Origin of the sequence: Micrococcus sp. KRD077 (assembly GCF_017168505.1) — a bacterium.
In the GTDB taxonomy this organism is placed as follows: Bacteria; Actinomycetota; Actinomycetes; order Actinomycetales; family Micrococcaceae; genus Micrococcus; species Micrococcus luteus.
Window position 1 is genome coordinate 1,065 of sequence record NZ_JABFAZ010000035.1, and the last position, 25,967, is coordinate 27,031.

At 72.7% G+C, this 25,967-nt stretch carries 24 protein-coding genes, 4 tRNA genes and 1 pseudogene; 21 read left to right on the top strand and 8 right to left on the bottom strand.

Features of this window, described 5'->3' with window-relative positions:
- Window positions 1–123 precede the first annotated feature (123 nt).
- On the bottom strand, window positions 124–1,560 hold the full coding sequence (gene radA / locus J1M39_RS08965; RefSeq protein WP_069941089.1) for a DNA repair protein RadA: 1,437 nt from the start codon (window positions 1,558–1,560) through the stop codon (window positions 124–126).
- An 89-nt stretch (window positions 1,561–1,649) separates the two neighbouring features.
- Window positions 1,650–2,819: an FUSC family protein gene (locus tag J1M39_RS08970; protein WP_069941088.1), complete on the bottom strand. Its 1,170-nt coding sequence runs from the start codon at window positions 2,817–2,819 to the stop codon at window positions 1,650–1,652.
- A 226-nt stretch (window positions 2,820–3,045) separates the two neighbouring features.
- Here J1M39_RS08970 and pstS point away from each other — a divergent pair, with 226 nt between their 5' ends.
- The 4 genes from pstS to pstB all read left to right on the top strand — a co-directional run bounded on the left by pstS (window position 3,046) and on the right by pstB (window position 7,299).
- Complete coding sequence (gene pstS, locus J1M39_RS08975; protein ID WP_069941087.1) at window positions 3,046–4,158, top strand: phosphate ABC transporter substrate-binding protein PstS; 1,113 nt, start codon at window positions 3,046–3,048, stop codon at window positions 4,156–4,158.
- A gap of 134 nt (window positions 4,159–4,292) precedes the next feature.
- Window positions 4,293–5,249, top strand: a complete 957-nt coding sequence (gene pstC / locus J1M39_RS08980; RefSeq protein WP_049147798.1) for a phosphate ABC transporter permease subunit PstC — start codon at window positions 4,293–4,295, stop codon at window positions 5,247–5,249.
- Between the two features lies 1 nt (window position 5,250).
- On the top strand, window positions 5,251–6,432 hold the full coding sequence (gene pstA / locus J1M39_RS08985) for a phosphate ABC transporter permease PstA (RefSeq protein WP_036384203.1): 1,182 nt from the start codon (window positions 5,251–5,253) through the stop codon (window positions 6,430–6,432).
- 87 nt (window positions 6,433–6,519) lie between these two features.
- Window positions 6,520–7,299, top strand: a complete 780-nt coding sequence (pstB, locus tag J1M39_RS08990) for a phosphate ABC transporter ATP-binding protein PstB (protein ID WP_036384205.1) — start codon at window positions 6,520–6,522, stop codon at window positions 7,297–7,299.
- A 92-nt stretch (window positions 7,300–7,391) separates the two neighbouring features.
- Here pstB and J1M39_RS08995 read toward each other — a convergent pair whose 3' ends face one another.
- From J1M39_RS08995 to J1M39_RS09005, 3 genes are all read right to left on the bottom strand, one after another.
- Complete coding sequence (locus tag J1M39_RS08995; protein ID WP_041103591.1) at window positions 7,392–8,417, bottom strand: inorganic phosphate transporter; 1,026 nt, start codon at window positions 8,415–8,417, stop codon at window positions 7,392–7,394.
- Window positions 8,418–8,432: 15 nt separating this feature from the next.
- Window positions 8,433–9,059 carry a hypothetical protein gene (locus J1M39_RS09000; protein ID WP_100059017.1) on the bottom strand — a complete coding sequence of 209 codons (627 nt, stop codon included), beginning with the start codon at window positions 9,057–9,059 and terminating at the stop codon, window positions 8,433–8,435.
- Window positions 9,060–9,198: 139 nt separating this feature from the next.
- Window positions 9,199–9,873: a hypothetical protein gene (locus J1M39_RS09005; protein WP_002856103.1), complete on the bottom strand. Its 675-nt coding sequence runs from the start codon at window positions 9,871–9,873 to the stop codon at window positions 9,199–9,201.
- Window positions 9,874–10,031: 158 nt separating this feature from the next.
- Between J1M39_RS09005 and J1M39_RS09010 the strand changes: the two genes are divergently transcribed.
- The 3 genes from J1M39_RS09010 (at window position 10,032) to J1M39_RS09020 (ending at window position 11,795) form a co-directional block, all read left to right on the top strand.
- Window positions 10,032–10,104, top strand: a tRNA-Lys gene (locus J1M39_RS09010).
- A 62-nt stretch (window positions 10,105–10,166) separates the two neighbouring features.
- Window positions 10,167–10,892 (top strand): alpha/beta hydrolase, encoded by a 726-nt coding sequence (locus tag J1M39_RS09015; protein ID WP_100058492.1) that lies wholly within the window; start codon window positions 10,167–10,169, stop codon window positions 10,890–10,892.
- 33 nt (window positions 10,893–10,925) lie between these two features.
- Window positions 10,926–11,795, top strand: coding sequence for a hypothetical protein (locus tag J1M39_RS09020; RefSeq protein WP_010079630.1), 870 nt, complete (start codon window positions 10,926–10,928; stop codon window positions 11,793–11,795).
- 126 nt (window positions 11,796–11,921) lie between these two features.
- Here J1M39_RS09020 and J1M39_RS09025 read toward each other — a convergent pair whose 3' ends face one another.
- A complete protein-coding gene (locus J1M39_RS09025; protein ID WP_036383539.1) occupies window positions 11,922–13,199 on the bottom strand; it encodes a DUF445 domain-containing protein in 1,278 nt (425 codons plus the stop codon).
- Between the two features lie 100 nt (window positions 13,200–13,299).
- On the opposite strand from J1M39_RS09025, the gene J1M39_RS09030 reads away from it, so the two are divergent.
- From J1M39_RS09030 to J1M39_RS09075, 10 genes and pseudogenes are all read left to right on the top strand, one after another.
- Window positions 13,300–14,223 carry a glycerophosphodiester phosphodiesterase family protein gene (locus tag J1M39_RS09030; protein ID WP_206496692.1) on the top strand — a complete coding sequence of 308 codons (924 nt, stop codon included), beginning with the start codon at window positions 13,300–13,302 and terminating at the stop codon, window positions 14,221–14,223.
- Window positions 14,224–14,377: 154 nt separating this feature from the next.
- Window positions 14,378–16,060, top strand: a complete 1,683-nt coding sequence (locus J1M39_RS09035; protein ID WP_206496693.1) for an ABC transporter substrate-binding protein — start codon at window positions 14,378–14,380, stop codon at window positions 16,058–16,060.
- Window positions 16,061–16,196: 136 nt separating this feature from the next.
- On the top strand, window positions 16,197–17,201 hold the full coding sequence (locus tag J1M39_RS09040; RefSeq protein ID WP_145950574.1) for an ABC transporter permease: 1,005 nt from the start codon (window positions 16,197–16,199) through the stop codon (window positions 17,199–17,201).
- The gene (locus J1M39_RS09045) at window positions 17,198–18,190 is read left to right on the top strand and encodes an ABC transporter permease (protein WP_206496694.1); all 993 of its coding nucleotides are present in this window, start codon (window positions 17,198–17,200) and stop codon (window positions 18,188–18,190) included. Before J1M39_RS09040 ends, J1M39_RS09045 begins: the two co-directional genes overlap by 4 nt.
- 2 nt (window positions 18,191–18,192) lie before the next feature.
- Entirely contained in the window at window positions 18,193–19,947 is a 1,755-nt protein-coding gene (locus J1M39_RS09050; protein ID WP_206496695.1) for a dipeptide ABC transporter ATP-binding protein, read from the top strand.
- An 83-nt stretch (window positions 19,948–20,030) separates the two neighbouring features.
- Window positions 20,031–21,371, top strand: a complete 1,341-nt coding sequence (locus tag J1M39_RS09055) for an Nramp family divalent metal transporter (RefSeq protein WP_095353594.1) — start codon at window positions 20,031–20,033, stop codon at window positions 21,369–21,371.
- Between the two features lie 31 nt (window positions 21,372–21,402).
- A pseudogene (locus J1M39_RS09060) lies at window positions 21,403–21,735 on the top strand (thiamine-binding protein); the annotation flags it as partial.
- A gap of 59 nt (window positions 21,736–21,794) precedes the next feature.
- Entirely contained in the window at window positions 21,795–22,136 is a 342-nt protein-coding gene (locus tag J1M39_RS09065; RefSeq protein ID WP_446740327.1) for a GNAT family N-acetyltransferase, read from the top strand.
- On the top strand, window positions 22,133–22,672 hold the full coding sequence (locus J1M39_RS09070) for a spermidine synthase (protein WP_241254025.1): 540 nt from the start codon (window positions 22,133–22,135) through the stop codon (window positions 22,670–22,672). Before J1M39_RS09065 ends, J1M39_RS09070 begins: the two co-directional genes overlap by 4 nt.
- 113 nt (window positions 22,673–22,785) lie before the next feature.
- Window positions 22,786–23,760, top strand: a complete 975-nt coding sequence (locus J1M39_RS09075) for a universal stress protein (protein ID WP_041103604.1) — start codon at window positions 22,786–22,788, stop codon at window positions 23,758–23,760.
- Between the two features lie 7 nt (window positions 23,761–23,767).
- Here J1M39_RS09075 and J1M39_RS09080 read toward each other — a convergent pair whose 3' ends face one another.
- Window positions 23,768–24,163, bottom strand: coding sequence for a metallopeptidase family protein (locus tag J1M39_RS09080; RefSeq protein WP_010079615.1), 396 nt, complete (start codon window positions 24,161–24,163; stop codon window positions 23,768–23,770).
- 125 nt (window positions 24,164–24,288) lie between these two features.
- Between J1M39_RS09080 and J1M39_RS09085 the strand changes: the two genes are divergently transcribed.
- The 4 genes from J1M39_RS09085 to J1M39_RS09100 all read left to right on the top strand — a co-directional run bounded on the left by J1M39_RS09085 (window position 24,289) and on the right by J1M39_RS09100 (window position 25,406).
- A tRNA-Glu gene (locus J1M39_RS09085) sits at window positions 24,289–24,361 on the top strand.
- 116 nt (window positions 24,362–24,477) lie between these two features.
- Window positions 24,478–24,551: transfer RNA gene (locus J1M39_RS09090), tRNA-Asp, on the top strand.
- A 72-nt stretch (window positions 24,552–24,623) separates the two neighbouring features.
- A tRNA-Phe gene (locus J1M39_RS09095) sits at window positions 24,624–24,699 on the top strand.
- Window positions 24,700–24,791: 92 nt separating this feature from the next.
- Window positions 24,792–25,406: a cysteine hydrolase family protein gene (locus tag J1M39_RS09100; RefSeq protein ID WP_036340271.1), complete on the top strand. Its 615-nt coding sequence runs from the start codon at window positions 24,792–24,794 to the stop codon at window positions 25,404–25,406.
- Window positions 25,407–25,420: 14 nt separating this feature from the next.
- Here J1M39_RS09100 and J1M39_RS09105 read toward each other — a convergent pair whose 3' ends face one another.
- Window positions 25,421–25,687, bottom strand: coding sequence for a hypothetical protein (locus tag J1M39_RS09105; RefSeq protein ID WP_036340268.1), 267 nt, complete (start codon window positions 25,685–25,687; stop codon window positions 25,421–25,423).
- Window positions 25,688–25,967: the final 280 nt, after the last annotated feature.

The following is a 25,967-nucleotide window of genomic DNA, read 5'->3' on the forward strand; positions in this document are numbered from 1 at the left end:
CCCCCTCCTCGGCCACCCCCTCCTCGAGCGGCAGCGCCTCCCCGTCGGGGTCCGCCTCCGACCCGGCGTCGGCCTCGACCACCGACCCGTCGCCGTCATCGTCCCGCTGAGCCGGCCGCGCCGTCAGCGGCCGGGGCCGGCCTCCGGATGCGCGGCCGGGCCGCCGCCGGTCCACGTGGGGATCGTGGCGAGGGCCTCGCCGATCGAGCCGACCTCCGCCACCGTGAAGCCCGCGGGGACGTCCCCGAGCGGCTCGGGGGAGCGGGGGACCAGGGCGCGGGTGAAGCCCAGGCGGGCGGCCTCGCGCACCCGTCGCCCGATGCCGGGCACGGGGCGCACCTCCCCGGCCAGCCCGAGCTCACCGACGGCGATCATCCCCTGCGGGACGGGGGCCGAGAGCTTCGCCGAGGCCACGGCGACGGCCACGGCCAGGTCCGAGGCGGGCTCCGAGAGTCGCACGCCGCCCACGGTGGCCACGTAGCAGTCGTCCTGGGCGAGGGCGAAACGGGCCCGGCGCTGGAGCACGGCCAGGAGCATGTTCACGCGCGCCGCGTCCACGCCGGAGACGGTGCGGCGCGGGCTGCCGCCGGCGGACGGGGTGAGCAGGGACTGCACCTCGGCCACGAGCGGGCGCCGGCCCTCGAGCGTCACCGTCACGCACGTGCCCTCGACCGGCTCCGAGACGCCCGAGAGGAACAGACCGGAGGGGTCGTCCAGGGACTCGATGCCGTCCTCCCGCAGGTCGAAGCAGCCGACCTCGTCCGTGGGCCCGAAGCGGTTCTTCACCGCACGCACCAGGCGCAGCCGTGAGTGGCGGTCCCCCTCGAACTGGCAGACCACGTCCACGAGGTGCTCGAGCAGCCGCGGGCCGGCGATGGTCCCGTCCTTCGTCACGTGGCCCACCAGGACCGTGGTGATCCCCTTCTCCTTGGCCGTGCGGATGAGGCTGGCCGCCACCTCGCGCACCTGGCTGACGCCCCCGGCGATCCCGTCCACCTCGGTGGACTGCAGGGTCTGCACGGAGTCCACGATCACCAGCTCCGGGTCCGTCCGCTCGATCTGCCCCAGTGCCCGGCCCAGGTCCGTCTCCGCCGTCAGACGCAGGGTGTCCGCGATCGCCCCGATCCGGTCTGCGCGGGAGCGCACCTGCGCCGCCGACTCCTCGCCCGTCAGGTACAGCACCGAGCGCGGACCGCCGCCGCCCGCGCCGCGCGCCGTCTGGGCGGCCACGTCCAACAGCAGCGTGGACTTGCCGATGCCCGGCTCGCCGGCCAGCAGGATCACCGCGCCCGGCACGAGGCCGCCGCCGAGCACGCGGTCCAGCTCACGCACCCCCGTGGAGCGGAACGAGGCCAGCGTGGCGTCCACGTCCGCGATGCGCGGCGCGACCTCCGCGACCGTGGCCGCGCGCGTGCGACCGGTGGTCGACGTCAGCCCGATCTCCTCGACCGTGCCCCACGACTGGCACTCCCCGCAGCGGCCGACCCACTTCACGGTGGTCCAGCCGCACTCGGTGCAGCGGTATCCGGGGGCACGCTTCGGGGCGGTCTTGGTGGCCATGCGCCCACTCTAGGAGCCGAGGCGGACGCGTTAGCCGGCACCGCGCGCGGTCCGACGTCGGCCGCCGGGGCCGTGCGCCGCCGTCGGGCTCAGACGCGGGGCAGGTAGCCGCGCGCCTCGTCGTGCTCGGCGCCCGTGGCCTCGATGAGGTCCACCATCATGGGCCGCAGCAGCATCACGAGCGCCTCGCCGTGCACGGACCCGCCGCCCAGCTGGTGCGGGTCCAGCGCGGACGCGGACGCCCCCAGGGCGTCCCGCGCCACGGACAGCGAGCGATGGCGGCCCTCGGCCTGCGGCTCCACGAGGGAGCGGTGCAGGATCTCGACGGCGTCCGCGGCGTCGTCGAACCAGGCGGCCAGGCGCTCGCGGTCGTCGTCGTCGAACACACCCTCGTCCAGGACCGAGACCACCCGCCGGGCCACGATCCGCAGGGAGCGCACCGCCAGGTCCGAGCGGTCCGCCGCGTTCACCGCGTCCTCCACGAAGGAGCGCGAGGAGCGGTGCAGCGGGTTGAACACGGTCTGCTCATGCGTGACGCGCAGCTCCTTGCGCAGCGCCTCCAGCGTGGTGTGCGTGCCGCGGCTGGCCACGAGCGCCATCCAGGCGGTGCGGGAGTCGTTCTCCCGCAGGGCCCGGGAGAGGTCGCGCAGCACCGTGGCGATCGAGTCGTAGAGTCCACCCAGCTGACGCACCGCGGGACGGCGCACGTCCTGGGGCGAGAGGAACGTGACGAGCAGGGCCAGGACGCCGCCCACGATCGCGTCCTGGCTGCGGACGAACGGCCCTCCCGTGCCGGTGGGCAGGAGGACCACGAGGACGGACTGCAGGGACATCTGCATCGTGAATGTGGCGCCGGAGTCCAGGAACCGGGCCACCATCACGGACACGAACAGGACCACCGAGGCCTGCCACAGGCCGCGGCCGAGCCCGACCATGAGCAGGTCCCCGATCAGGATGCCGACGGTGCAGCCGACGGCGACCTCGGCCACCTTGCGCAGCTTCGGCTCCCGTTGGAAGCCGAGGGCGATCAGTAGGGCGGTGGAGGCGAACAGGGGCTGCTGGTGGCCCAGGACGGCCTCCGCGAACCAGTAGGCGCCCACCGCGCAGACAGCGACGAGGGCGGCCTGGCCCACGGAGGAGCGGACGCGGGACCAGCCCGCACGGGCGCGCCGACGCAGGAAGCGGCCGAGACGTTCCCCGCGGGTCTGGGGGTCGACCATCGGCACCGTGCCCGTGGCGGTGGCGAAGCGGTCCGTCATGCGGCCAGCCTAGTCCGACGCCGCGGTGCCCCCGCCGTGCGAGGCTCAACCAAGCATTGTGGCCCACGGCACAGATCATTCCTGCGAATGCCGCTCCCGTTCACCATCTGTTCACCCCGGCCGAGCACTCGATTCACCTCTGGACCGTACGGTCGGGTGCGGTGCAGAACCGGGCCAGCCGGACGCTCTGCCCTCACCGTCGTCATCCGATTGAAAGAGGCTCTTCGTGAAGGCTCTCCGCTTCGGCCGCTCCGCCGCCCTCCTGTCCGTGGCCGCCATCGCCCTGACCGCCTGCTCCTCCGCGGACAGCGGCAACGGCGGCTCCGATGCCTCCGGCTCCGCCGGCGGCGAGCAGGGCACCACCTCCGAGGTCCAGGGCAACCTGGTCGGCGCCGGCGCCTCCTCGCAGGAGGCGGCCATGACCGCCTGGACCCAGGGTGTCACCGAGACCGCTCCGAACCTGACCGTGCAGTACTCCCCGGACGGCTCCGGTGCCGGTCGTGAGAAGTTCCTCGCCGGTGCCACCTCCTTCGCCGGCTCCGACGCCGCCCTCAAGGAGGAGGAGGCTGAGTCCGCCAAGGAGAACTGCGGCGACGAGGGCGCGTTCCACGTGCCGGCCTACATCTCCCCGATCGCCGTGGCCTACAACCTGCCGGGCGTCGATGACGTCAAGATGGACGCCGAGACCATCGCCAAGGTGTTCTCCGGCGAGATCAAGAACTGGAACGACGAGGCCATCGCCGCGCAGAACGAGGGCGTCGAGCTGCCCGACACCCCGATCACCGTCGTGCACCGTTCCGACGACTCGGGCACCACCGAGAACTTCACCGCCTACCTCACCGAGGCCGCCGGCGATGCCTGGTCCTACGACGAGGTCGAGACCTGGCCGTCCGACATCACCGCCGAGTCCGCCCAGGGCACCAAGGGTGTCGTGGGCCTGGCCTCCCAGACCGAAGGCGCCATCACCTACGCCGACGCCTCCGCCGTGGGCGAGCTGGGCACCGTGTCCGTGAAGGTCGGCGAGGAGTACGTGAAGTACTCCGCCGAGGCCGCGGCCGCGACCGTCGAGAAGTCCGAGGCCAAGGAGGACGGCTCGATCGAGCTCGACCGCGCCACCGACGAGTCCGGCGTGTACCCCGTCGTGCTGGTCTCCTACCACATCTACTGCAACCAGTACGAGTCGCAGGAGACCGTGGACCAGGTCAAGGCCTTCGCCGAGTACGTCGTGTCCGAGGACGGTCAGAAGACCGCCGAGGAGTCCGCGGGCAACGCCCCGATCTCCGAGGACACCCGCAAGAAGGCCATGGAGCGCATCGAGGCCATCTCGGTCAAGGGCTGATGTCGCTTCTTGTCGGCTGACCCACCGCCGCTTCGGCCGCCGGGCCCCACGGGCCCGGCGGCTGAAGCCGCGTCAGGGCACTCGTTCGTCGCGGCCCGTCCATCACCACGCACGTCGATCTGAGGGAAGGCACCGTGTCCTCAACCACCAACGAGGCGGCACCGAAGCCGTCCAGCCTGCGCGGCCCCCGCCGCGGAGCCGCCGGAGACAAGCTCCTCTCCGGCGGGGCCCTGGCGGCCGCCGTCCTGATCCTGCTCGTGCTCGCCTTCGTGGCGGTCTTCCTCCTGACGGAGGCATGGCCTGCCCTGCAGCCGGGCGCGGAGCTCGTGTCTGCGGACTCCTTCTTCCAGTACGTGTGGCCGCTCATGGCCGGCACCGTGATGGTGTCGATCATCGCTCTGCTCATCGCCACCCCGGTCGCGATCGGTGTCGCCCTGTTCATCTCGCACTATGCGCCCCCGCGCATCGCGCAGTCGGTGGGCTTCGTGATCGATCTGCTGGCCGCGATCCCCTCCGTGGTCTACGGCGTGTGGGGCTGGCTGACGCTCGCTCCGCTGATGGTGCCGATCTACGGCTGGCTCAACGAGAACCTGGGCTTCATCCCGTTCTTCGGCGGCTCGGCCACCACCACGGGCCGCACCCTGCTGACCTCGGGCGTCGTGCTGGCCGTGATGGTCCTGCCGATCATCACCGCGCTCTGCCGTGAGATCTTCACCCAGACCCCGAAGCTCCACGAGGAGGCCGCGCTCGGCCTCGGCGCCACGCGCTGGGAGATGATCAAGATGACCGTGTTCCCGTTCGCCCGGGCCGGCATCATCTCCTCGATCATGCTCGGCCTCGGCCGCGCGCTCGGCGAGACCATGGCGGTCACCATGGTGCTCTCCGGCGGCGTCTTCTCCTGGTCGCTCGTGGAGTCCGGCAGGAACCAGACGATCCCGTCGGAGATCGCGCTCAACTTCCCCGAGGCGTTCAACATGCGCCTGCACGAGCTGATCGCTGCCGGTCTCATGCTCTTCATCATCACCCTGGCGGTGAACATGATCGCCCGCGCGATCGTGAACAAGCACAAGGAATTCTCGGGAGCCAACTGACATGAGCACTGTCTCGACTTCTCCCCGGGCCACCGAGGACAGCGTGACGCCGCGGCGTCACTCCCTGACCGAGGGTCAGAAGCCCGGCTGGACCTGGATGGCCGTCGCAGCTGCCGCGGCCGTCGTCGCCGCCGGCCTGACCGTGCTGCTCAGCGGCGCCTTCAACGTCGTCGGTTTCGTGATCATCGCCGCCATCCTCTACATCGCGGGGCTCTACGTGGCCACCCGCGTGATGGAGAACCGGCGCCGCGCCGCAGACGGCCTGTGCCGCAACCTCGTGTGGCTGGCGTTCCTCGTGGCCCTGGTGCCGCTGGTCTCCGTGCTGTGGTCGGTCCTCTCCGCCGGTCTGCCGACCCTGATCGCCAACCCGCAGATCATGGCGTACGACATGAAGGGCATCACCGGCATCGACGACTCGGCGTGGGTGGAGGACGGCAAGCCCGCCGGCGGGCTCGCGGGCGGTTTCGGCCACGCCCTGATCGGCACCGTCGTGATCACGATCATCGCGACCCTGATCTCCGTGCCGATCGGCATGCTCACCTCCATCTACCTGGTGGAGTACAGCCGCGGCGGCTGGTTCTCCCGCGCCATCGTGTTCTTCGTGGACGTCATGACCGGCATCCCCTCGATCGTGGCCGGCCTCTTCGCCTACGCCGCGATCACGTGGGTCCTGACCCTGGTCACCGGCAGCAAGTCCACCGCACTGCAGTCCGTGCAGATGGGTCTCACGGCCGCGATCGCGCTCTCGGTGCTCATGATCCCCGTGGTCGTGCGATCCACGGAGGAGATGCTCCGTGTGGTGCCCAACGAGCTGCGCGAGGGCGCCTACGCCCTCGGCGTGCGCAAGTGGCAGACCATCGCCAAGGTGGTCCTGCCCACCGCGATCTCCGGCATCGCCTCCGGCGTCACCCTGGCCATCGCCCGCGTGGCGGGCGAGACCGCGCCGATCCTCGTGACGGCCGGCTTCGCCACCAGCATCAACTGGAACCCGTTCGACAACTGGATGACCGCGCTGCCGGTGTACATCTACCGCCAGCTGGTCGCCCCGACCTCGCCTACGGCGGCGGACCCCTCGACCGCCCGCGCCTGGGCAGCCGCCCTGCTGCTCGTCACCATCGTCATGCTGCTCAACCTGGCGGCACGGTTCATCGCCAAGGCGTTCGCCCCCAAGAAGGGCCGGTGAGGCCCGGCCGCCCGGAATCCCCCGGGCGGCCGGCCCCGACCCCGTCGCACCCCCCCCAGAGACTTCCACGAAGGAACAGAACCACTCATGTCCAAGCGCATCCAGGCCATCGACGTCGATGTCTTCTACGGCAAGTTCAAGGCCGTCGAGGGCGTCAACATCGACATCGCCCCCCGCTCCGTCACTGCCTTCATCGGCCCCTCCGGCTGCGGCAAGACCACCTTCCTGCGCAGCATCAACCGCATGCACGAGGTGCTCCCCGGCGCCACCGTGGACGGCCAGCTCCTGCTCGACGGCGAGGACATCTACGGGCCCGGTGTGGACCCGGTCCGCGTCCGTTCCCAGATCGGCATGGTCTTCCAGCGCCCGAACCCGTTCCCCACGATGTCCATCCGCGACAACGTGCTGGCCGGCTACAAGCTCAACGGCACCCGCCTGAACAAGTCCCGTGCGGACGAGCTCGTGGAGAAGTCCCTGCGCGGCGCCAACCTGTGGAACGAGGTCAAGGACCGCCTCGACAAGCCCGGCTCCGGCCTCTCCGGCGGTCAGCAGCAGCGTCTGTGCATCGCCCGCTCCATCGCGGTGCAGCCCGACGTGATCCTCATGGACGAGCCCTGCTCCGCGCTCGACCCGATCTCCACCCTCGCCGTCGAGGACCTGATCAACGAGCTCAAGGAGGAGTACACGGTCATCATCGTCACGCACAACATGCAGCAGGCCGCGCGCGTGGCGGACAAGACCGCGTTCTTCAACATCCAGGGCGTCGGCAAGCCCGGCAAACTGATCGAGTACGACGACACCAACGTCATCTTCAACAACCCCTCGAGCCAGCAGACCGAGGACTACGTCTCCGGCCGTTTCGGCTGAGCCGCCCCGCGCTCCGTCCCCGACCCCGTCCGGCCGCACGCCGGGCGGGGTCGCGGCGTCTGCGGGGCCGGGCGTCGTCGTCGGGCGCGGCCTCAGGCCAGCGGGAGGAGGGCCAGCGTGCCGAGGAGGCCGAGGAGGGCGCAGGCCACCGGCGTGAGCAGCCACCAGCCGACCACGCGCAGCACGGTGGGCCAGCGCACGGACGCGTAGGTCTGCGTCTGGCCGGCGCCCACGATGGCCGCCGTCGCCGTGTGGGTGGAGGACAGGGGCAGGTGGAACACCAGGGATCCGACGAACAGCAGGCCCGCGGGGATGACGGCGGCCACGGACGCCCGCAGGGGGTCGAGGCGCACGAGACGCTCGGTGAGGGTCCAGGCGATCCGCCAGGCGCCGCCCAGCGTGCCGAGCCCGACCGCGAGGGCGAACAGGAACGCGCCCCCCACGAACTCGGCCGTCAGGGCGTCCGGCGCCAGGACGGACCCGGACCCCACCAGCACGGCGGCCCACAGCACCCCCATGCGCTGACCGGCCTGCAGGCCGTGGCCCATGGCCATGGCGCTGGCGGAGATGCCCAACGCGACGCGGGCCCGGTGCTGGACGTTGACCGTGGTGCCGCGGGTGGCGAGCCGCGTGGCGGGCGCGGTGAGCAGGCGGGCGAGCGCCCACGCGATCAGGGGCGAGAGCAGCAGGCTGAGCAGCACCTCGGCGCGGACGAGGTCGAAGATGGTGTGGGCGACGTCGATGTGCAGGCTCAGGCGCACGGCGAGGTGGCTGCCCGCCAGCGCGGAGATCAGCGCGTGCGTGCTGGAGCCGGGCAGGCGCCGCCACCACAGCAGCAGACCCCACACGAGGGTCACCGCGCAGGACACGCCCACGGCCAGGGGGCCGATCTCGCTGCGCACCGCGGGCGAGGTGAAGTAGTGCACGCTCAGCGTGATGAGCCCGATGCCCAGCAGCGCGCCCACGGTGTTGACCGCTCCGGTCAGGAGGAGGGCCCCGCGCGGTGTCAGCGCCCGGTACCGGACAGGCAGCGCCGCGGCGTTGGGGGCGTCGCGGAACCCCATCAGCGCGCCGACGGCGCACAGCAGCACGAGGACGACGGCGAGCCCCGCGGTCACGGCGCCTCCACCGGCTCAGGACTCACGGACGAGCACCATGCCCAGGTCCATGTTCACGCGGGAGAGGGCCTCGAGCGCCGCGTGCAGCGCCCAGGCGACCTCGCGCTGGCGGTTGTAGTCGCGCTGCAGCAGGTCCATGCCGAGGTCGGCGAGCCACTCGACCATGATCCGCTCCGTGCGGCGGGAGGCGCGCAGCAGCTGCATCCACGTGGCCTCCAGGGCGTCGAGGTCGCGTATCTCGGCGGCGCCGCGGGCGAGCAGCTCGGCCTGCCGCCCCACGGTCTCCAGGACGTCGAGGGCGTGCGTCGGCAGCTCCTCGAGGTCGGCCCGCTGGATCAGCACGCCCGCCGACACGACGCGCCGGGTGGTCGCGTGCACGCCGCTGGCCAGCCGGTAGAGGTCCTGACGGGGCAGCGGAGTCACGTAGGCGCTGCGCAGCGCGGTGAGGAAGGCCATGAGGGTGGCGCTCGAGGACGAGTCGAGCTCCTCGAGCTCACGGGCGGCACGGTCCGCCTCGGGTCCGCGCGTCCCTGCGACCTGGGCCACCAGATGCACGGACCGGTGCAGGGCCTCGGCGAGGTCCGCCATGTGGCGCAGCGCCGGGGTGTCGCGCGTGACGAGCCAGGGCATGCGGGGGGACATGGGCAACGGTCGCTCTCTCGTCGACGGGTGGCGAAGGGGTCGACGACGACGCCGGACCGGGAACGCCTCTCGGCGGAAGGCCGCTCGCAGCGGCTATGCGTTGGAGCCCGGGGTTACCAGCGGCCCGGCGCCGTCCCCATCAGTCTAGCGATCCGTCCCGAAACGCTCGACCCGCCGCCTCCAGGGCGTCGGCGGTGCTGACCAGGCGCGCGGCCCGGCGGGTGAGGGCGGCGGCGCGGTCCGGGGCGGCGGCCTCGGAGCCCTCGGCGTGCTCGACCTGGCCCAGAGCCACGACGCGGGCATAGGCCGCGGCGCGCTCGAACGCGACGTCGATCTCGGAGCGGTAGGCGCCCGTGAGGATCGTGTCCGTGAGGCGGCGCAGCTCGGCCGGCCCCGGCGGCTCGACGGCGCCCGCCACGACGCGCGAGGCGTAGGCGGCATGCCCGGCGCGGTACCAGGCGGCCCAGCGCTCGCCGTCGCGGGTCGTCGCCTCCTGGAGCGCGTACAGGCGCCACAGGGCGCCGGCGAGCGAGACGGGCGGGGCGTCCGCCCACAGCTCGGCGAGCGTCTCGACGCCCAGCTCGCGGACCAGCCCGACCAGCCGCTCGACGACGGCCGGGTCCTCCTCCGCGCGGCCGCCGGCCACGAGGGCGTGGGCCAGGCGCGAGGCCGCCGCGGCCACTTCCTGCGGGTCTTCGCCGCCGGCGAAGTGCGTGAGCTCCTGCGGCTCCGAGAGGCGGGGCCGGTGGGGGCGCAGCACGCCCGAGGCGCTCGAGCTGGCGCCGCGGCCGGCGGGCAGGCGGTGACGTGCCATGGGCGGGCTCCCTTCGAGGGCGCATCGGGGTGGGGATGTGGTCGCCGGAGGCGGCGGCCCCGTCCACGGTAGTGCCCCGGACGCCTGGGCTACCATCGGAGGGCACCCGCGAGGGTCGCCGTCGTCGGCCGCACGCCGTCGTCGTCGGCCGCGGGTGGGGGCCTTTAGCTCAGCTGGCAGAGCATCGGACTTTTAATCCGCCGGTCGCGGGTTCGATCCCCGCAGGGCCCACCGGAAAGGGGCCCCTGACCAGGCATGACGCCCGGTCAGGGGCCTCTCCCTAGGATGGAGCCATGAGCCCCACGCCCGCACTAGTCACCGAGACGATCAGTTCCGGCCACAGCGTGGTGTGGTCGCGCCCGCCGGCGGAGCGCGCGGGCACGGACCTGGTGCTCGTGTTCCACGGCTACGGCTCCAACGAGGTCCGCGCGGCGCGCCGCCACTTCCCGATGCTCCCGGAGCGGTGCACCGGTCTGGCGGTGCGCGGCGGCTTCGAAATCGACGAGACGGCCTCCGAGGGCCCGGGCGACCCCGGCGCGCACGGCTGGTTCCTGCTCGACCTGTTGCTGCAGTCCGACTTCGCTCAGGTGCTCGCCGCCGCCCACCGCGTGTTCGACGTGCTCTCCGCCGAGGAGGTCGTGGCGGCCGGCTTCCGCACGGTCTCGGTGCTCGGCTTCTCCCAGGGCATGGCCATGGCGACGACGGTCCTGCGTCTGCGTCCCGAGGCGTTCGCCTGCGGTGTGGGCCTGAGCGGCTTCGCCGTCGACAACGAGCTGCTGGCCATGCTCGACTCCCCGGCCGAGGGACCGGGCCCGCGCCCGTTCTTCTGGGGCCGGGACGCCGAGGATCCCGTGATCCATCCGGACGCCGTCGCCCACACCCGCGCGTGGGCCGAGGAGCACACCCGCCTGACCGTGCGCACCTACCCCGGGATCCTGCACGGGACCGGCCCCGACGAGGTCCGTGACGTGCGCATCTTCCTCGAGCACTCCCTGCGCGCGGCGACGCCCGGGTCCTGACCGCGGGGGTCGCGCGCCGATACTGTGGCGCGCATGGCAAAGAACTCGACGATCGGCCGGTACGCGTCCGGGAAGGTGAAGGACTTCGGGCTGAAGTCGGCACTCGATGAGAACGGCGAGCCCACGGAGGGCTTCGAGAAGGCCCTCTCCACGGTGTTGGCGGTCCAGCGCCCCCTGGTCCTGAAGAACATCCAGCGCATGGCGGCGAAGCACCCGGGGGAGAGCCCGGAGCGTCTCGCCGAGCGGCTCGGGCAGCAGTACCTGACCACCGTCACGGGGGCCGGTGCCGCCGTGGGCGGCACCGCGATCGTCCCGGGCATCGGCACCGTGGCCGCGCTCGGCCTGTCCGGTGTCGCGGTCGCCGGCTTCATGGAGGCCACCGCCCTCTACGCGCAGTCCCTCGCCGAGCTGCACGGCATCACCACGCAGGACCCGCAGCGCGCCCAGGCCCTCGTCATGGGCCTCATGCTCGGCGACGACGCCAAGGAGCTGCTCCGCGAGGCCGCCGCCAAGGCCGGCCGTCCCTACGACCCGCAGTCCAGCCTCAACGCGCTCGCGGGCACCGCATCGGGCACCGGCATCAGCGCGTTCGTGGTGGATCGCCTCAAGAGGACGTTCATGCGCAAGATGCGCCTGCGGCAGGGTGCCGGCTTCGTGGGCCGCGCCGTGCCGTTCGGCGTGGGCGCCGTGATCGGCGGCGTGGGCAACCGCGCCATGGGCAAGGCCGTGATGGAGAACGCCGCGGAGCTCTTCAGCCCCCTGCCGATGGTGATCCCCGGCGAGATCCGCGAGGGCGCCGCACAGGGGCGCGCCGATGGCACCAAGGACGACGGCGGCGTCTTCGGTGCGATCCGTCGCGCCCTGCCCGGCGGCAAGGACGAGAAGGACAAGCCCGCCGCCTGACGGCCCCGCCCCCGCATCCTTCGGCTCCGCCCCCGCGCTTTCGAACGTGAGATAGGCCCTATCTCACGTTCGAAAGCGCCCATTCGCCCCATTTCACGTTCGAAAGTGCGGGGTAGGGGCGGCGGCTCAGAGGAACAGCGTGGCCACCCCGTGGATCGCCAGGCCCGCGAGCGCGCCGACGATCGAGCCGTTGATGCGGATGAACTGCAGGTCCTTGCCCACGAACAGCTCGAGGGTGCGCGCGGTCTGCTCGCCGTCCCAGCGGGCGACCGTCTCCTCGATCACCCCGGTGAGCGCCGGGCCGTAGGAGCTCAGCGCATACGCCGCGGCGCGGCGGGCGTGGCCGTCCACGCGGTCGCGCAGCTCGGGGTCCTCCTGCAGGCGGGCGCCGAGGTCGCGCAGGGCGGCCACGAGCGCGCGATGCAGGTCGGAGGACGGGTCCTCGAGCGCATCCAGGAGCGAGTCCCGCAGGGAGACCCAGGCCCGCCCGGCCCACGCGCGCAGCCGTTCGTCCGCGAACAGGTTCCGCTTGAACCGTTCCACCGAGGCGCGGGTGGCCGGCTCGTTCCGCATCTCGTCGGCGAGGCGGTCGAGCCAGTCGTCGACGGCGCGGCGGGCCTCGTGCTGCCGGTCGCGGCGGATGCCGGCGAGGTATTTGAGGGTCTCGGCGTGCAGTCGCTCGGCGAGGAGGCGGTCCACGAGGTCCGGGCTCCACTCGGGGGAGCGGCGGCGCACCGTCTCGACGAACAGCTCGGGGTGGGCGGCCACCCAGTCCCCGGTGTGGGCGACCACGAGGTCCACCACGCGCTCGTGGTGCCGTCCGGCCACCACGTCCTCCAGCACGCCCGCGAGCGTGGGGGACCAGTCCGGGGCCACCATGTGGCGTTCCATCAGCTGGCGCAGCAGCTCCTGGACGGCGTCGTCGTCGGCCGCGGCCATGGCGCCCCGGGCCGCCGTGGCGATCTCCCGGGCGGTGCGGGCCGCGTTCTCCTCACGTCGCAGCCAGCCGCCGGCGGCCTCGGCCACCTTCAGTCCGTCGACCTTCTCGTGGGCGACCTCCGAGTCCAGGAAGTTCTCCTGCACGAACTCGGTCAGCGCGGCGCCGAGCTGGTCCTTCTTCCGCGGGATCAGGGCGGTGTGCGGCACGGGCACACCCATCGGGTGGCGGAACAGCGCCGTGACCGCGAACCAGTCCGCCAGTGCGCCGACCATGCCGCCCTCCGCGGCGGCGCGCACGTAGCCCCACACCGGGTGGGTGTCCTGCAACGGGAACGCGACCACGAACACCACGGCCAGCAGGATGAGCAGCCCCAGGGCGACGGCCTTCATGCGCCGCAGGCCCGCCGCGCGTTCGAGGGCACCGGCGCTGAGCAGCTGCTGGGCGGGGTCGGGGGAGAAGGACACGGGAGGCTCCTGATCGCGTGCACCGAATGGTCCCCACCAGTTAACCAGCCGGGCACCCTGCGGTGACGTGGTCGGCACACGCGCTCCCTAGCCTGGCGGCGTGCCCGCCCTCGTGATCGCCCACCGCGGTGCCTCCGCCGCCTTCCCCGAGCACACCCGCGCCGCCATGCTCCACGCCCTCGCCGTGGGCGCGGACGGTCTCGAATGCGACGTCCAGCTCACGCGGGACCGTGAGGTCGTCTGCTGGCACGACCCCACCGTGGACCGCACCTCGGACGGGCGCGGCGCCGTCGCGGACCACACGCTGGATCGTCTGCGCGGTCTCGACGTCGTCTCGTGGCACGCCCGGCGTCCGGGGGCCGAGCCCGCCACGACGACGGCGCCGCCCGCCGTGTACGACGGCGCGGGGGAGCAGGTGCTCACCCTGACCGACCTCCTGGCGATCGCGACGGCCGCGGACCGGCCGCTGCGCCTGGCCGTGGAGCTCAAGCACCCCTCCCCGTTCGGGCATGAGCTCGAGGAGCGGGTGCTGCGGGAGCTGCTGCAGGCCGGCTGGGACCCGGAGACCGGCCGGGTGGGTCAGGTGCAGGTGTCCCTCATGAGCTTCCATCCGGACGCGCTGCGCCACGTGGCGCCGCTGGCCGGCACGGACCCCCTCTGCCCCCTGATGGACCTCATGCCGACGGAGTTGCCGACCCGGCTCGCGCGGGGGCCGCTGAGCCGGGCGGCGGTGCGCGCGGCGGCGCGTCAGTCGCTGGCCGGGTCCGAGGCGCTCGTCTGGCGCGGCCGGGCCGGGCTGGCGGGGCCCTCCGTGGCCTACGTGCGGGAGCACCTGGCGGACGTGAAGGCGTGGCTGGCGGCGGGGCGACGCCTGCGGGTGTGGACCGTCGACGAGCGCGAGGACGCCGAGTTCCTCCTCGCCCAGGGGGTGCAGGAGCTCACCACCAACCGTCCGGAGGACGTGCTGCGCTGGGTCCGCGAGCGGGCCGCCGCGCGTCGGGAGCGGGTGCCCACCGGGGCCTGAGGGCGCCGCGCCGCACGCGCAGACGTGGCCTGCGTTGCGTCCCCGCCCGCGCTTGTGGCTATAGTCACGTCCAGGACCGTGCTCCAGGTCACACCCGACGGCTCGGTCCCCTCGCACCCGCGTCTCGGCTGAGACCTCTCCCGGAGGAGCCCCCATGGCCACCCGTCTGCGTCACCGACTCCTGTCCGCCGCCGCGCTCACCGCGGCCGGCGCCCTGCTCGTCACCGGCTGCGCCCAGAGCCAGCGCGACGGCGGCGGCTCCGGCGGCTCGGGCGGGGGCGACGCCGCCCAGGTGGACGGCTCGTTCATCTTCGCCGCCTCCTCTGACCCGAAGACCCTGGACCCGGCCTTCGCCTCCGACGGCGAGACCTTCCGGGTCTCCCGTCAGATCTTCGAGGGCCTCGTCGGCACGGAGCCGGGCACCGCGGACCCCGCGCCGCTGCTGGCCGAGTCCTGGGAGTCCTCGGAGGACGGCCTGACCCACACGTTCCAGCTGAAGGAGGGCGTGACCTTCCACGACGGCGAGCCGTTCAACGGGGAGGCCGTGTGCGCCAACTTCGACCGCTGGTACAACTTCACGGGCATCCAGCAGTCGGAGACCCTCTCGTACTACTACGGCAAGCTGTTCCGCGGCTTCGCGGACAAGCCCGAGGACGCCGTCTACAAGGAGTGCGAGGCCACCGGCGAGCACGAGGCGAAGATCACGCTGGCGCAGCCGTTCGCGGGCTTCATCTCCTCCCTGTCCCTGCCGGCCTTCGCCATGCAGTCGCCGAAGGCGCTCGAGGAGTACAAGGCGGACGAGGTCGGCGGCACCGCCGAGTCGCCCCAGATGTCCGAGTACGCCCGGGCCCACCCCACCGGCACCGGCCCCTACAAGTTCGAGTCCTGGAGCGTGGGCGAGGACGTCAAGCTCACCGCCAACGAGGACTACTGGGGCGAGGACGGCGAGGTCACGGACATCACCTTCCGCGTGATCGACGACCCGGTGGCCCGCCGTCAGGCGCTCGAGGCCGGGGACATCGACGGCTATGACCTCGTGGCCCCCGCGGACACCTCGGCCCTGTCCGAGGCCGGCTTCAACGTGGTGGCCCGCGACCCGTTCACCATCCTCTACCTGGGCCTGAACCAGGAGAAGGAGGAGCTCCAGGACGTCCGGGTGCGCCAGGCGATCGCCCACGCGATCGACAAGGACGCCCTCATCGCGCAGACCCTCCCCGAGGGCACGGAGCCCGCCACCCAGTTCATCCCGAAGTCCGTGAACGGGTACAGCGAGGACGTCACCACGTACGAGCACGACCCCGCCAAGGCCAAGGCGCTGCTCGCCGAGGCCGGCTACCCGGACGGCTTCACGATCGACTTCAACTACCCCACCGGCGTCTCGCGCCCGTACATGCCGACCCCCGAGCAGGCGTTCTCCAACCTCTCGGGCCAGCTGGCCGAGGTGGGCATCACGGTGAACGCGAAGCCGGCCAAGTGGAGCCCGGACTACCTCGACCAGGTGCAGGGCACCTCGGACCACGGCATCCACCTGCTCGGCTGGACCGGTGACTACAACGACACGGACAACTTCGTGGGCGTGTTCTTCGGCCAGGAGAAGCCCGAGTTCGGCTTCACCGACGAGGAGCTGTTCTCCGCCCTCGAGGAGGCCCGCCAGATCCCGACGCTCGAGGAGCAGACGCCGAAGTACCAGGAGATCAACGAGCAGATCTCCGAGATCGTCCCGGCGGTCCCGCTCGCCCACCCGGCCCCGTCGCTGGCCTTCGACAAGCGCGTGGCCTCCTACCCGGCGAGCCCGGTCAACGACGAGGTCTTCAACGAGATCGACCTGACCGAGTGAGCCCGGCGGGCCGGGGACGACCCGCCCCACCCGCGACGACGGCGTCGCGCCCCGGCGCCGTCGTCGCGGGTCCGCCCGCCACCGCCCGTCCCTCGCACCGACCGGCCCGGCCCCCGCGCCGGCATGGAGGCCCCTCGTGCTCAGACTCATCGGCAAGCGCCTGCTGCTGCTGATCCCCACCCTGTTCGGACTGTCCGTCCTGCTGTTCGTGTGGGTCCGCAGCCTGCCCGGCGGCCCCGCCACCGCCCTGCTCGGCGACCGCGCCACCCCCGAGGCCGTGGCCCGCGTGAACGCGGCGTACGGCTTCGACAAGCCCCTGCTCGAGCAGTACCTCACCTACATGGGGCGGCTGCTGCGCGGCGACTTCGGCACCTCGACCATGACGAACCGGTCCGTGGTCGAGGAGTTCGCGGACCGCTTCCCGGCCACGCTGGAGCTCTCGGTCTTCGCGATCGTGTTCGCGGTGGCCATCGGCATCCCGCTCGGCTACTGGGCGGCCCGCCATGTGGGCCGGTGGCAGGACGACGTCGCCGTCGTGCTGTCCCTGGTCGGCGTGGTGGTGCCCGTGTTCTTCCTGGCGTTCATCCTCAAGTGGGTGTTCGCGGTGAAGCTGGGCTGGCTGCCCACGGACGGCCGGCAGGACCCGCGGATCGACGCCACCCACTACACGAACTTCTACGTGTGGGACGGCATCATCACCGCGGAGTGGGACGCGGCCCTGAATGCGCTGACCCACCTGGTGCTGCCCGGCATCGCGCTGGGCACCATCCCGCTGGCGATCATCGCGCGCATCACCCGTGCCTCCGTGCTGGACGTGCAGGACGCGGACTTCGTGCGCACGGCCCGCGCCAAGGGCCTGGCCCCGCGCCTGATCCGGGACCGGTTCATCATGCGCAACGCCCTGCTGCCGGTGAGCACCACGCTCGGCCTGCAGCTGGGCCTGCTGATCTCCGGGGCGGTGCTCACCGAGACGGTGTTCGCGTTCAACGGGATCGGCCGGTTCCTCGCCCAGGCGATCTTCCAGCTCGACTTCCCGGTGCTGCAGGGCTTCATCATCTTCATCGCCCTGCTCTACTCGCTGATCAACCTGGTCGTGGACGTCTCCTACGGCCTCATCGACCCGAGGGTGCGTGTCTCATGAGCGTGAACCTGCCCCCCAGCCCCGGTGGCGGACCCACCGAGCACGCCGTCGAGCACGCGCTGGCGCCCGTCGAGGCCGGGGCCACCCAGGCGACCACCGAGGCCGCCGCCGACGCGCGCGGCACCTCCGTGTGGGGCGCCGCGTTCCAGCGGCTGCGCCGCAACCCGGCGGCGATCGCCGGCGCCGTGATCGTGCTGCTCTTCGTGCTCGTGGCCGTCCTCGCCCCGGTGCTGGCCCCGTACGCGGGCACGGACACACCCGGCATGCGCGAGATCCGCCCCACCCACGTGCCCGGCCCCGGCGAGGTGGCCGGCTATCCGCTGGGCCTGGACCGCTTCGGCGGGGACGTGCTCTCCAAGCTGATCTGGGGCGCGCAGGCCTCGCTGCTCATCGGCGTCGTCTCGACGGCGTTCGGCCTGGCCGGCGGCATGCTGCTCGGCCTGCTGGCCGGCACGTTCGGCGGCTGGGTGGACTCCGTGGTGATGCGCGTCGTGGACATCCTGCTCTCGGTGCCGAACCTGCTGCTGGCGGTGTCCATCGCGGCGATCCTCGGGCAGACCCCGTTCGCGGTGATGATCGCGATCGGGGTGGCGCAGGTGCCCGTGTTCGCGCGACTGCTGCGGTCCTCGATGCTCACGCAGAAGGGGTCGGACTACGTGCTGGCGGCGCAGACCCTCGGCCTCTCGCGCGGGCGGATCACGATGTCCCACGTGCTGCCGAACTCGCTGGGCCCCGTGATCGTGCAGGCCACGCTCACCCTGGCCACGGCCGTGATCGACGCGGCCGCCCTGTCCTTCCTCGGCCTCGGCGGCGGCCGCCCCGAGACCGCCGAGTGGGGCCGCATGCTCACCTACGCGCAGGCCGAGCTGGGCATCAACCCGTGGCTCGCGTTCCTGCCCGGCCTGTGCATCGCCATCACCGCGCTCGGCTTCACCCTGCTGGGCGAGTCCCTGCGCGAGGCCCTCGACCCGACCTCCCGGAGGCGCTGACCATGGACCCCAAGCACGACGACGGCGCGCCCGGCCCCGGCACGACACCCGCGGTCCCCGCGGCCGGCGCCCCGCTGCTGGAGATCCGCGACCTGGATGTGGAGTTCACCACCCAGCAGGGCACCGTGCAGGCCGTGGAGGGCGCGTCCCTCACGCTCCCGGCCGGCGGCACGCTGGCGATCGTGGGCGAGTCCGGCTCGGGCAAGTCCACCACCGCGATGGCCGCGATCGGCCTGCTGCCCGGCAACGGCCGGGTCGCGGCAGGCTCCGTCCGCTTCGCGGGCGAGGAGCTCGTGGGCCTGCCCGAGTCGCGGATGCGCGGCATCCGCGGCCGCCGGATCGGGCTGGTGCCGCAGGACCCGATGTCCAACCTCAACCCCGTGACCCGGGTGGGTCAGCAGATCGGGGAGACCCTGCTGACCCACGGCATGGCGACGAAGAAGGACGTGGGGGCCGCCGTCGTCGAGGTGATGGAGCGCGCCGGCATCCCCGAGCCCGCGCGGCGGGCCAAGCAGTACCCGCACGAGCTCTCGGGAGGCCTGCGCCAGCGCGTGCTGATCGCCATCGGCCTGGCGTGCCGGCCGCAGCTGCTGATCGCGGACGAGCCGACCTCCGCCCTGGACGTGACGGTGCAGCAGGTGATCCTGGACCAGATCGGCGAGATGACCCGCGAGCTCGGCAGTTCCGTGCTGCTGATCACCCATGACCTCGGCCTCGCGGCCGAGCGGGCGCAGCAGCTCGTGGTGATGCACCGCGGCCGCGTGGTGGAGTCCGGCGACGCGCGGGCCATCCTCGAGGACCCGCAGCACGCCTACACCCGCTCGCTCGTGGCGGCCGCGCCGTCGGTGGCGGCGGCCCGCCTGCTGCCCGAGGCCTTCGATCCCGCGCCCGCCGCACTGGCCGAGGACGACACCGCGGCCCTGACCACGGTGGCCCTGGCGAAGCAGGACCTCACCCCGCTTGTGGAGATTCGCGACCTCACCAAGGTCTATCCCGTGCGCGGGCACGAGGACTTCACCGCTGCGAAGGACGTCTCCCTGAAGATCCCGCGCGGCAAGACCGTCTCGATCGTCGGCGAGTCCGGCTCCGGCAAGACGACGACGGCGCGCATGCTGCTCAAGCTGATCGAGCCGACCTCGGGCGAGATCACCTTCGGGGGCAGGGATGTGCTGGCGCTGAAGGGGGAGGGGCTCAAGGACTTCCGGCAGCGCGTGCAGGCCGTGTTCCAGGACCCCTTCTCCTCGCTCAACCCCTCGTTCACGGTGGGCCGGATCATCGAGGAGCCGCTGCAGACGCACCGGCGGGGCAACGCCACGCAGCGGCGGGCGCGCGTGCTCGAGCTCATGGACCAGGTGGCCCTGCCCTCCCACTTCCACCGCCGGTACCCGGCCGAGCTCTCGGGCGGACAGCGCCAGCGCGTGGCGATCGCCCGGGCGCTCGCGCTGAACCCCGAGCTGATCGTGTGCGACGAGCCGGTCTCCGCGCTGGACGTGCTCGTGCAGGACCAGATCCTCACGCTGCTGCGCCGCCTGCAGGACGAGCTGGGGCTGAGCTACCTGTTCATCTCGCACGACCTGGCGGTGGTGCGGCTCATCTCCGACTACGTGTGCGTCATGAAGGACGGCCGGGTGGTGGAGGCGGCCAGCTCCGAGGAGGTCTTCACCAACCCCCGACACCCGTACACGCGGCGGCTGCTCGCCTCGATCCCGGGCAACGAGCTGGGCATCGCCGTCGAGGCGGACGGCACCCACGTGTGAAGCACCGCGGAGTGATGTGAGCGGCGTCGCCCCGTGCGTGATACTTGCTGCATCACTCGCATCCCCGATCGCAGGAGCATCCCATGGCCCACGCCGTCGACCCCGGGCGCCCCGTGCACAACCCGGACATCGTCGGGTTCACCGACGCCGAACTGAACGAGACGCCGATCCGCCCGCGCTGGAACTCCCTCGGCCCGGGCATCGTCGCCGCGGCCACGGGCGTGGGCGCGGCGGACCTGGTGGCCACCCTGACCGCCGGCTCCCGCTACGGCTACATGCTGCTGTGGGCCGTGGTGCTGGGCGTGATCTTCAAGATCGTGCTCGTGGAGGGCGTGGGCCGCTACTACCTCTCCACCGGCAAGACGATCTTCCAGGGTTGGCGCACCCTCGGGGCCTGGACGTCCTGGTACTTCGGCCCGTACATCCTCATCTGGGGCATCGTGTACGGGGCGACGGCGATGTCCTCCACCGCCCTGCCGCTCGCGGCGCTGTTCCCCGGGGTGGACAGCAAGGTGTTCGCGATCGCCTCGGGCCTGATCGGCCTGGGGCTGGTCTGGCTGGACAGGTACCGGCTCATCGAGTGGCTCATGACGGTGCTGATCGGCGTCATGTTCGTGACCGTGCTGCTCTCGGCGGCACTGACCGTTCCGAACCTGGGCGCGATCCTGGCCGGTCTCGTGCCGCGCCTGCCCTCCGGCGATCCCCAGGCCATGTTCTACGTGCTCGGCCTCGCCGGCGGCGTCGGCGGCACCATCACGCTCGCGGCCTACGGCTACTGGCTGCGCGAGAAGGGCTGGAACGTCCCGAAGTACCTGAAGGTCATGCGGTTCGACAATGCGACCTCGTACATCCTCACGGGCATCTTCGTGATCGCCACCATGGTCATGGGCGTGGAGCTGCTGCACTCGGCGGGGCTGGCGATCTCCTCGGGCGACAAGGGCCTGCTCGACGTCGGCGACGTGCTGGCCGAGCGCTACGGCTCGGCGTGGTCCACGGTGTTCCTCATCGGATTCTTCGCCGCGTCCTTCTCCTCCCTGCTGGGCGTGTGGCACGGCGTCTCGCTGATGTTCGCGGACTTCTGGACGAACTTCCGCCGGCCCGCCGAGGAGCTGGACCAGGACGACGCGCCGTCGCTGTCCTCGAAGCCCGGCCGCTTCTTCCTGCTGTGGCTGACCCTGCCGCCCATGGCGCTGCTGTTCCTGGACCGGCCGATCTTCCTGATCCTGCTCTACGGCACGCTCGGCGCCCTGTTCATGCCGTTCCTGGCCGTGACCCTGCTGTTCCTCAACAACACGAAGGACGTGCCGCGGCAGTTCCGCAACGGCTGGGTCCGCAACACCCTGTTGGGCCTGACCGCGGCCGTGTTCGTGGCGATCGGCGTGAACGAGCTGATCAAGGCCCTGCAGCCGGTGCTCGGGGGGTGAGCCGGCGGCGGGGGCGGGGCACACTGGTGCCATGATCGTCGCCTTCTCCGTCGCTCCCTCCGGCCAGCCCGCCGACTCCGCCCACCTGCCCGGGGACGCGGACACCGCCTCCGTGCACCGGGCGGTGGCCGCCGCCGTCGCCGTGGTCCGCGCCTCCGGCCTGCCCCACCGCACCTCCTCGATGTTCACGGAGATCGAGGGCGACTGGGACGAGGTGATGGAGGTCGTGCGCGGCGCCGTGGACGCGGTCTCCTCGTACGGCTCCCGGGTCTCGCTCGTGCTGAAGGCGGACATCCGCCCCGGCCACACCGGCGAGCTGGACGGCAAGCTCGAGCGCCTCGAGTCGGCCCTCGCCGAGGACGAGGGGCGGCGCGCCGCCCCGGCCCCCTCTGGGTCGCCGACGACGGCGGCCGGCTGCTCGGCGTGGCGCTCGCGGGCCCGCGTCGCTCGGCGGCGGAGACGGGCCGGACGGGCGCGGACGACGCGGCCGCATCGCCCGCCGACCTGCCCGATGTGGAGCTCATGGTGCTCTACGTCCTGGCCGAGGCGTACGGGACCGGCCTGGGAGCGCGCCTGCTGGACGCCGTCGTCGGGGAGCGTCCCGCGATGCTGCGCGTCCTCGCCGAGAATCCGCGGGCCGTGGCGTTCTACGCCAAGCACGGGTTCGCGGCCGTGGGGGCGCCGGAGCCGATGACCGGCCCGTGGGCCGGCCTGCACGAGCAGCTGATGGTGCGCCGTCGCCCGCACGACGGCGGTGCGGCGTGAGTCGCCGGTCATCGGCGCGCCGGGGCCGGGCCGCGGGCGGATCCGCCGGCCCCGCCGGGATCGAGCCGGGCGTCCACGCGATCACCCACGGCACCGCCGAGATCCGCGAGGACGCCTTCGAGCCGGACGCGTTCATCCTCTACGTCAACGGCGTCGAGTCCTCGCCGCTGGACCCCGAGCGCCCCGAGCGCATGGCCTTCGAGTACATGCGCTGGGCCGCCGCGGCCGTCCGGGCGCACTGGCCGGAGCCCACGCCGCTGCGGGCCCTGCACCTGGGCGGCGCGGGCTGCGCGCTCGCCCGCTGGGTGGACCACGCGTACCCGGGCTCCCACCAGACCGCGGTGGAGATCGACGCCGGCCTGGCCGCCCTCGCCCGCGAGCGCTTCGGCCTGCCCCGCGCCCCGGCCCTGCGCATCCGCGTGGCAGACGCCGCCGAGGTCCTGGCCACGGCCCACCCGGCCAGCCGCGACCTGATCATCCGCGACGTCTTCGCCCCGGACCCCACGGACCTGACCGGTGCCCGCCGCCCACGTTGAGCACGTACAGCCCGCCCGGGGTCACGGGACTCGTCCCGGGCCCCGAGGCGTAGACTGGAGGCACTCGGCCGGGTCCGCCCGGGGCCCGTCGAGTCCGACTCGAGGAGGTCGCCATGTCCGCCCAGACCCAGCCCGCCGCCACCCGCCGTGAGGACGCACCGCTCGGCGTCCTGGTGGGTGTGGACGGCTCCGACCAGTCCGTCTCCGCCGCCCGCTGGGCCCAGCGCGAGGCCGGCCTGCGCGGCGAGCCGCTGACCCTCGTCACCGCCTACTCGATCCCCGCGTACTGGGGTTACGGCGCGGACGCCGGCGGCGCCGTCCTGGACGACTCCCGTCTCCGCGAGGGCGTGCAGGCCCTCCTGGAGGAGGTCGCCGGCAAGCTCGACGCCGACGGGGTGCGTCCGGAGCTGCGTGTGGAGATCGGGGACGCGGCCGGCGTCCTCGTGGAGCTCTCCGCCGAGGCCTCCCTGCTCGTCTCGGGCGCGCGCGGCCGCGGCGGCTTCATGGGCCGCCTGCTCGGCTCGGTGGCCGCCGCGCTGCCCGGCCACGCGCACTGCCCGGTCGCCATCATCCCCGCCGGGGTCGAGGCCAGCCGCGCGGGGGACAGGACCGCCGTCGTGGTGGGCGTCGACGGTTCCGAGCAGGGTCGTGCCGCCGCTCTCGAGGCCGCCGAGGAGGCCCGCCTCCGCCAGGCCCCGCTGAAGCTCGTGTGCGCCGTCCCGCCCCTGGGCGCGAACGCCGCGTGGCTGGCCGTCAGCCTGGACGAGGAGGCCCGCGAGCGGGAGCTGCGCGAGCGTCTCGACGCCGGCGCCGCGTGGATCAGCTCCGAGTTCCCCGGCCTCGAGGTCCTCACCGAGCTCGTGGACGGCACCCCCGTGGACGTGTTGGTGGACCAGAGCGCCACCGCCTGCCTCACCGTGGTGGGCACGCGCGGTCTGGGCGGCTTCGCCGGTGCGATCGTCGGCTCCACGAGCCGCGGCGTCGCGGACCACGCGAAGGGCCCGGTGCTCGTCGTCCCGTTCCGCGAGGACGTCCGCCTCAGCCGCCGCGCCTCGTTCGGCCCGGTCCAGGACCAGCCGGAGTCCTGACCGGCGCTCAGCCCCAGCCGAGCTCGTGGAGGCGCTCCTCGGAGATGCCGAAGAAATGCCCGACCTCGTGCATGACGGTGACGGTGATCTCGTCCTCGAGCTCGGCGCGGGAGGTGCAGTGGCGGGTGAGTGGACCGCGGAACACCACGATCCGGTCCGGCATCTGCCACGCGAACTCGGCGCGCTCGGTCAGCGGCACGCCCTCGTAGAGGCCGAACAGCTCGGTGGCCGGGTCCTCCCAGCGCTGCGGCTCGTACTCGTCCTCCACCACCACGACGACGTTCGTCAGCAGCCGTGCCAGCTCGTCGGGGATACGGGCGAGGGCCGCGGAGACGGCGTCGTCGAACTCCTGCTCGCTCATCCACGTGGCGGCGGGCTGGTCGGGCGACGGGCGGTGGTCCACGGCGGCTCCTGGGGGTGCGGGGCTCCGCGGTGCGGAGGGCGGCCGGCCGGCGGCCGGACTTGCCGGAGGGTGTGCGGCCACCATAGACTCCCAGGGTCCACCTCGGGAATCTCGACATCGGACCTGCCCCTATCGTCTAGAGGCCTAGGACACCGCCCTTTCACGGCGGCGACACGGGTTCGAATCCCGTTGGGGGTACGCAGAACGGCCGCCCTCGGCGGCCGGAACGGCACGTGGAGCGTGGATTTGCACGACGCTCGGAGGCTCTGCTAGAGTTTCCACTCGTTGCGAAAGCGGCGAGAACAACAGAACATGGCCCTGTAGCGCAGTTGGTTAGCGCGCCGCCCTGTCACGGCGGAGGTCGCGGGTTCAAGTCCCGTCAGGGTCGCTCGGATCGTCCGATCACCGGCATTCGGAAACGGAGTCCGGTGACGCATGGTCCTGGTGACGAAGGTCGCCGGGCTCTGTAGCTCAGTTGGTAGAGCGTACGACTGAAAATCGTAAGGTCACCGGATCGACGCCGGTCGGAGCCACCACTTCGAGAAGGCCCCCCGCAGACGCGGGGGGCCTTCGTCGTCCGGGGCGACGGGCCGCTGACAGACGGCGACGCGGTGGGCACACTGGGTCGATGCCCGATCGCCCCTCCCCCCGCGCGACCGGCGGCGAGACCGCGCTTGTGGTGATCGACGTCCAGCACAGCTACTTCGAGCATCCCGCGCTGGCCGCCCAGCAGGCCGAGCTGACGGCGGCGGTCGTGGAACTGCTCCGGACCGCGCGCGAGGCCGGCCGTCCCGTCTTCCTGGTGCGGACCGAGCACGCGCGGGACCGCTCCACGTGGACGTTGAACATGCTGGCCGACGGCGAGGGCTTCGCGTTCCCCGGCACCCGGCAGGCCGCCGTGCTGGAGGAGGTCGCCCAGGCGGCCGAGGGCGGCGTGGAGGTCGTGAAGACCCGCGACTCCGCCTTCCACCGCACCGACCTGGAGGCCGTGCTCCGGGAGCGCGGCGTGGAGCGGATCCTGCTGTGCGGCGTCTCCACGCACAGCTGCGTGGCCCAGACCGCCACCGACGCCTTCGCCCTGGGCTTCCACGCGGCGGTGGCCGTGGACGCGATCGCCTCGGAGGACCCGGAGCTCTCCGCGGCGATGCTCGAGTTCCTGCGCACCGAGATGCGCCAGCCCCTCCTGGGGCGCGAGGACGCGCTCACCCTCCTGCGGACGGGCCTCGTCCCCGACCAGGCCTGATCCCGGCGGCCGGGTCAGAGGATCTCGACGTCGCCCTCGTCCGCGCGCGTGCGGTCCTCGGCGTCGGCCTCGATGTGCAGGGCGGACGACTCGGCGCCGCGCAGCGGGTCCTCGGCGCGGGTCTCGCCCGCCCCGTGCTGCGGGTCGTCGGAGCTCCCGCGCGCCGGCTGGCCGTCGCGGCCGTCCTGGGGCTCGGGGTCCATGGCGGTGTTCGGGTCCGCCAGCAGGTCGTCCTCGAGCCGGCTGCGGTCGTCGTGTCCCTCGTGCGGGGTGGTGGTCATGGCGGGCGTCCTTCCTCTCGCGGGCGGGCCGCCTGCGGCGCCGCCGTCGTGGTCCGCCACACCATAGTGAGGGGCGCCGGGCCCCACCATGGCCCGCCGACCCCGTGGGGCCGTTCACCCACCCCTATGAGAGGCCTCACTCAGCGCGGCCCGAGCCGAGAACGCCCCGGAAGGACCGCGTAGGCTCGGCAGAATGAGCGACTCCACACCGCCCTTGAAGAATCCACTGGATCCTGAGCGGGCCGACACCCGCCCCTCCTCCGCCCCCACGGCCGACGGC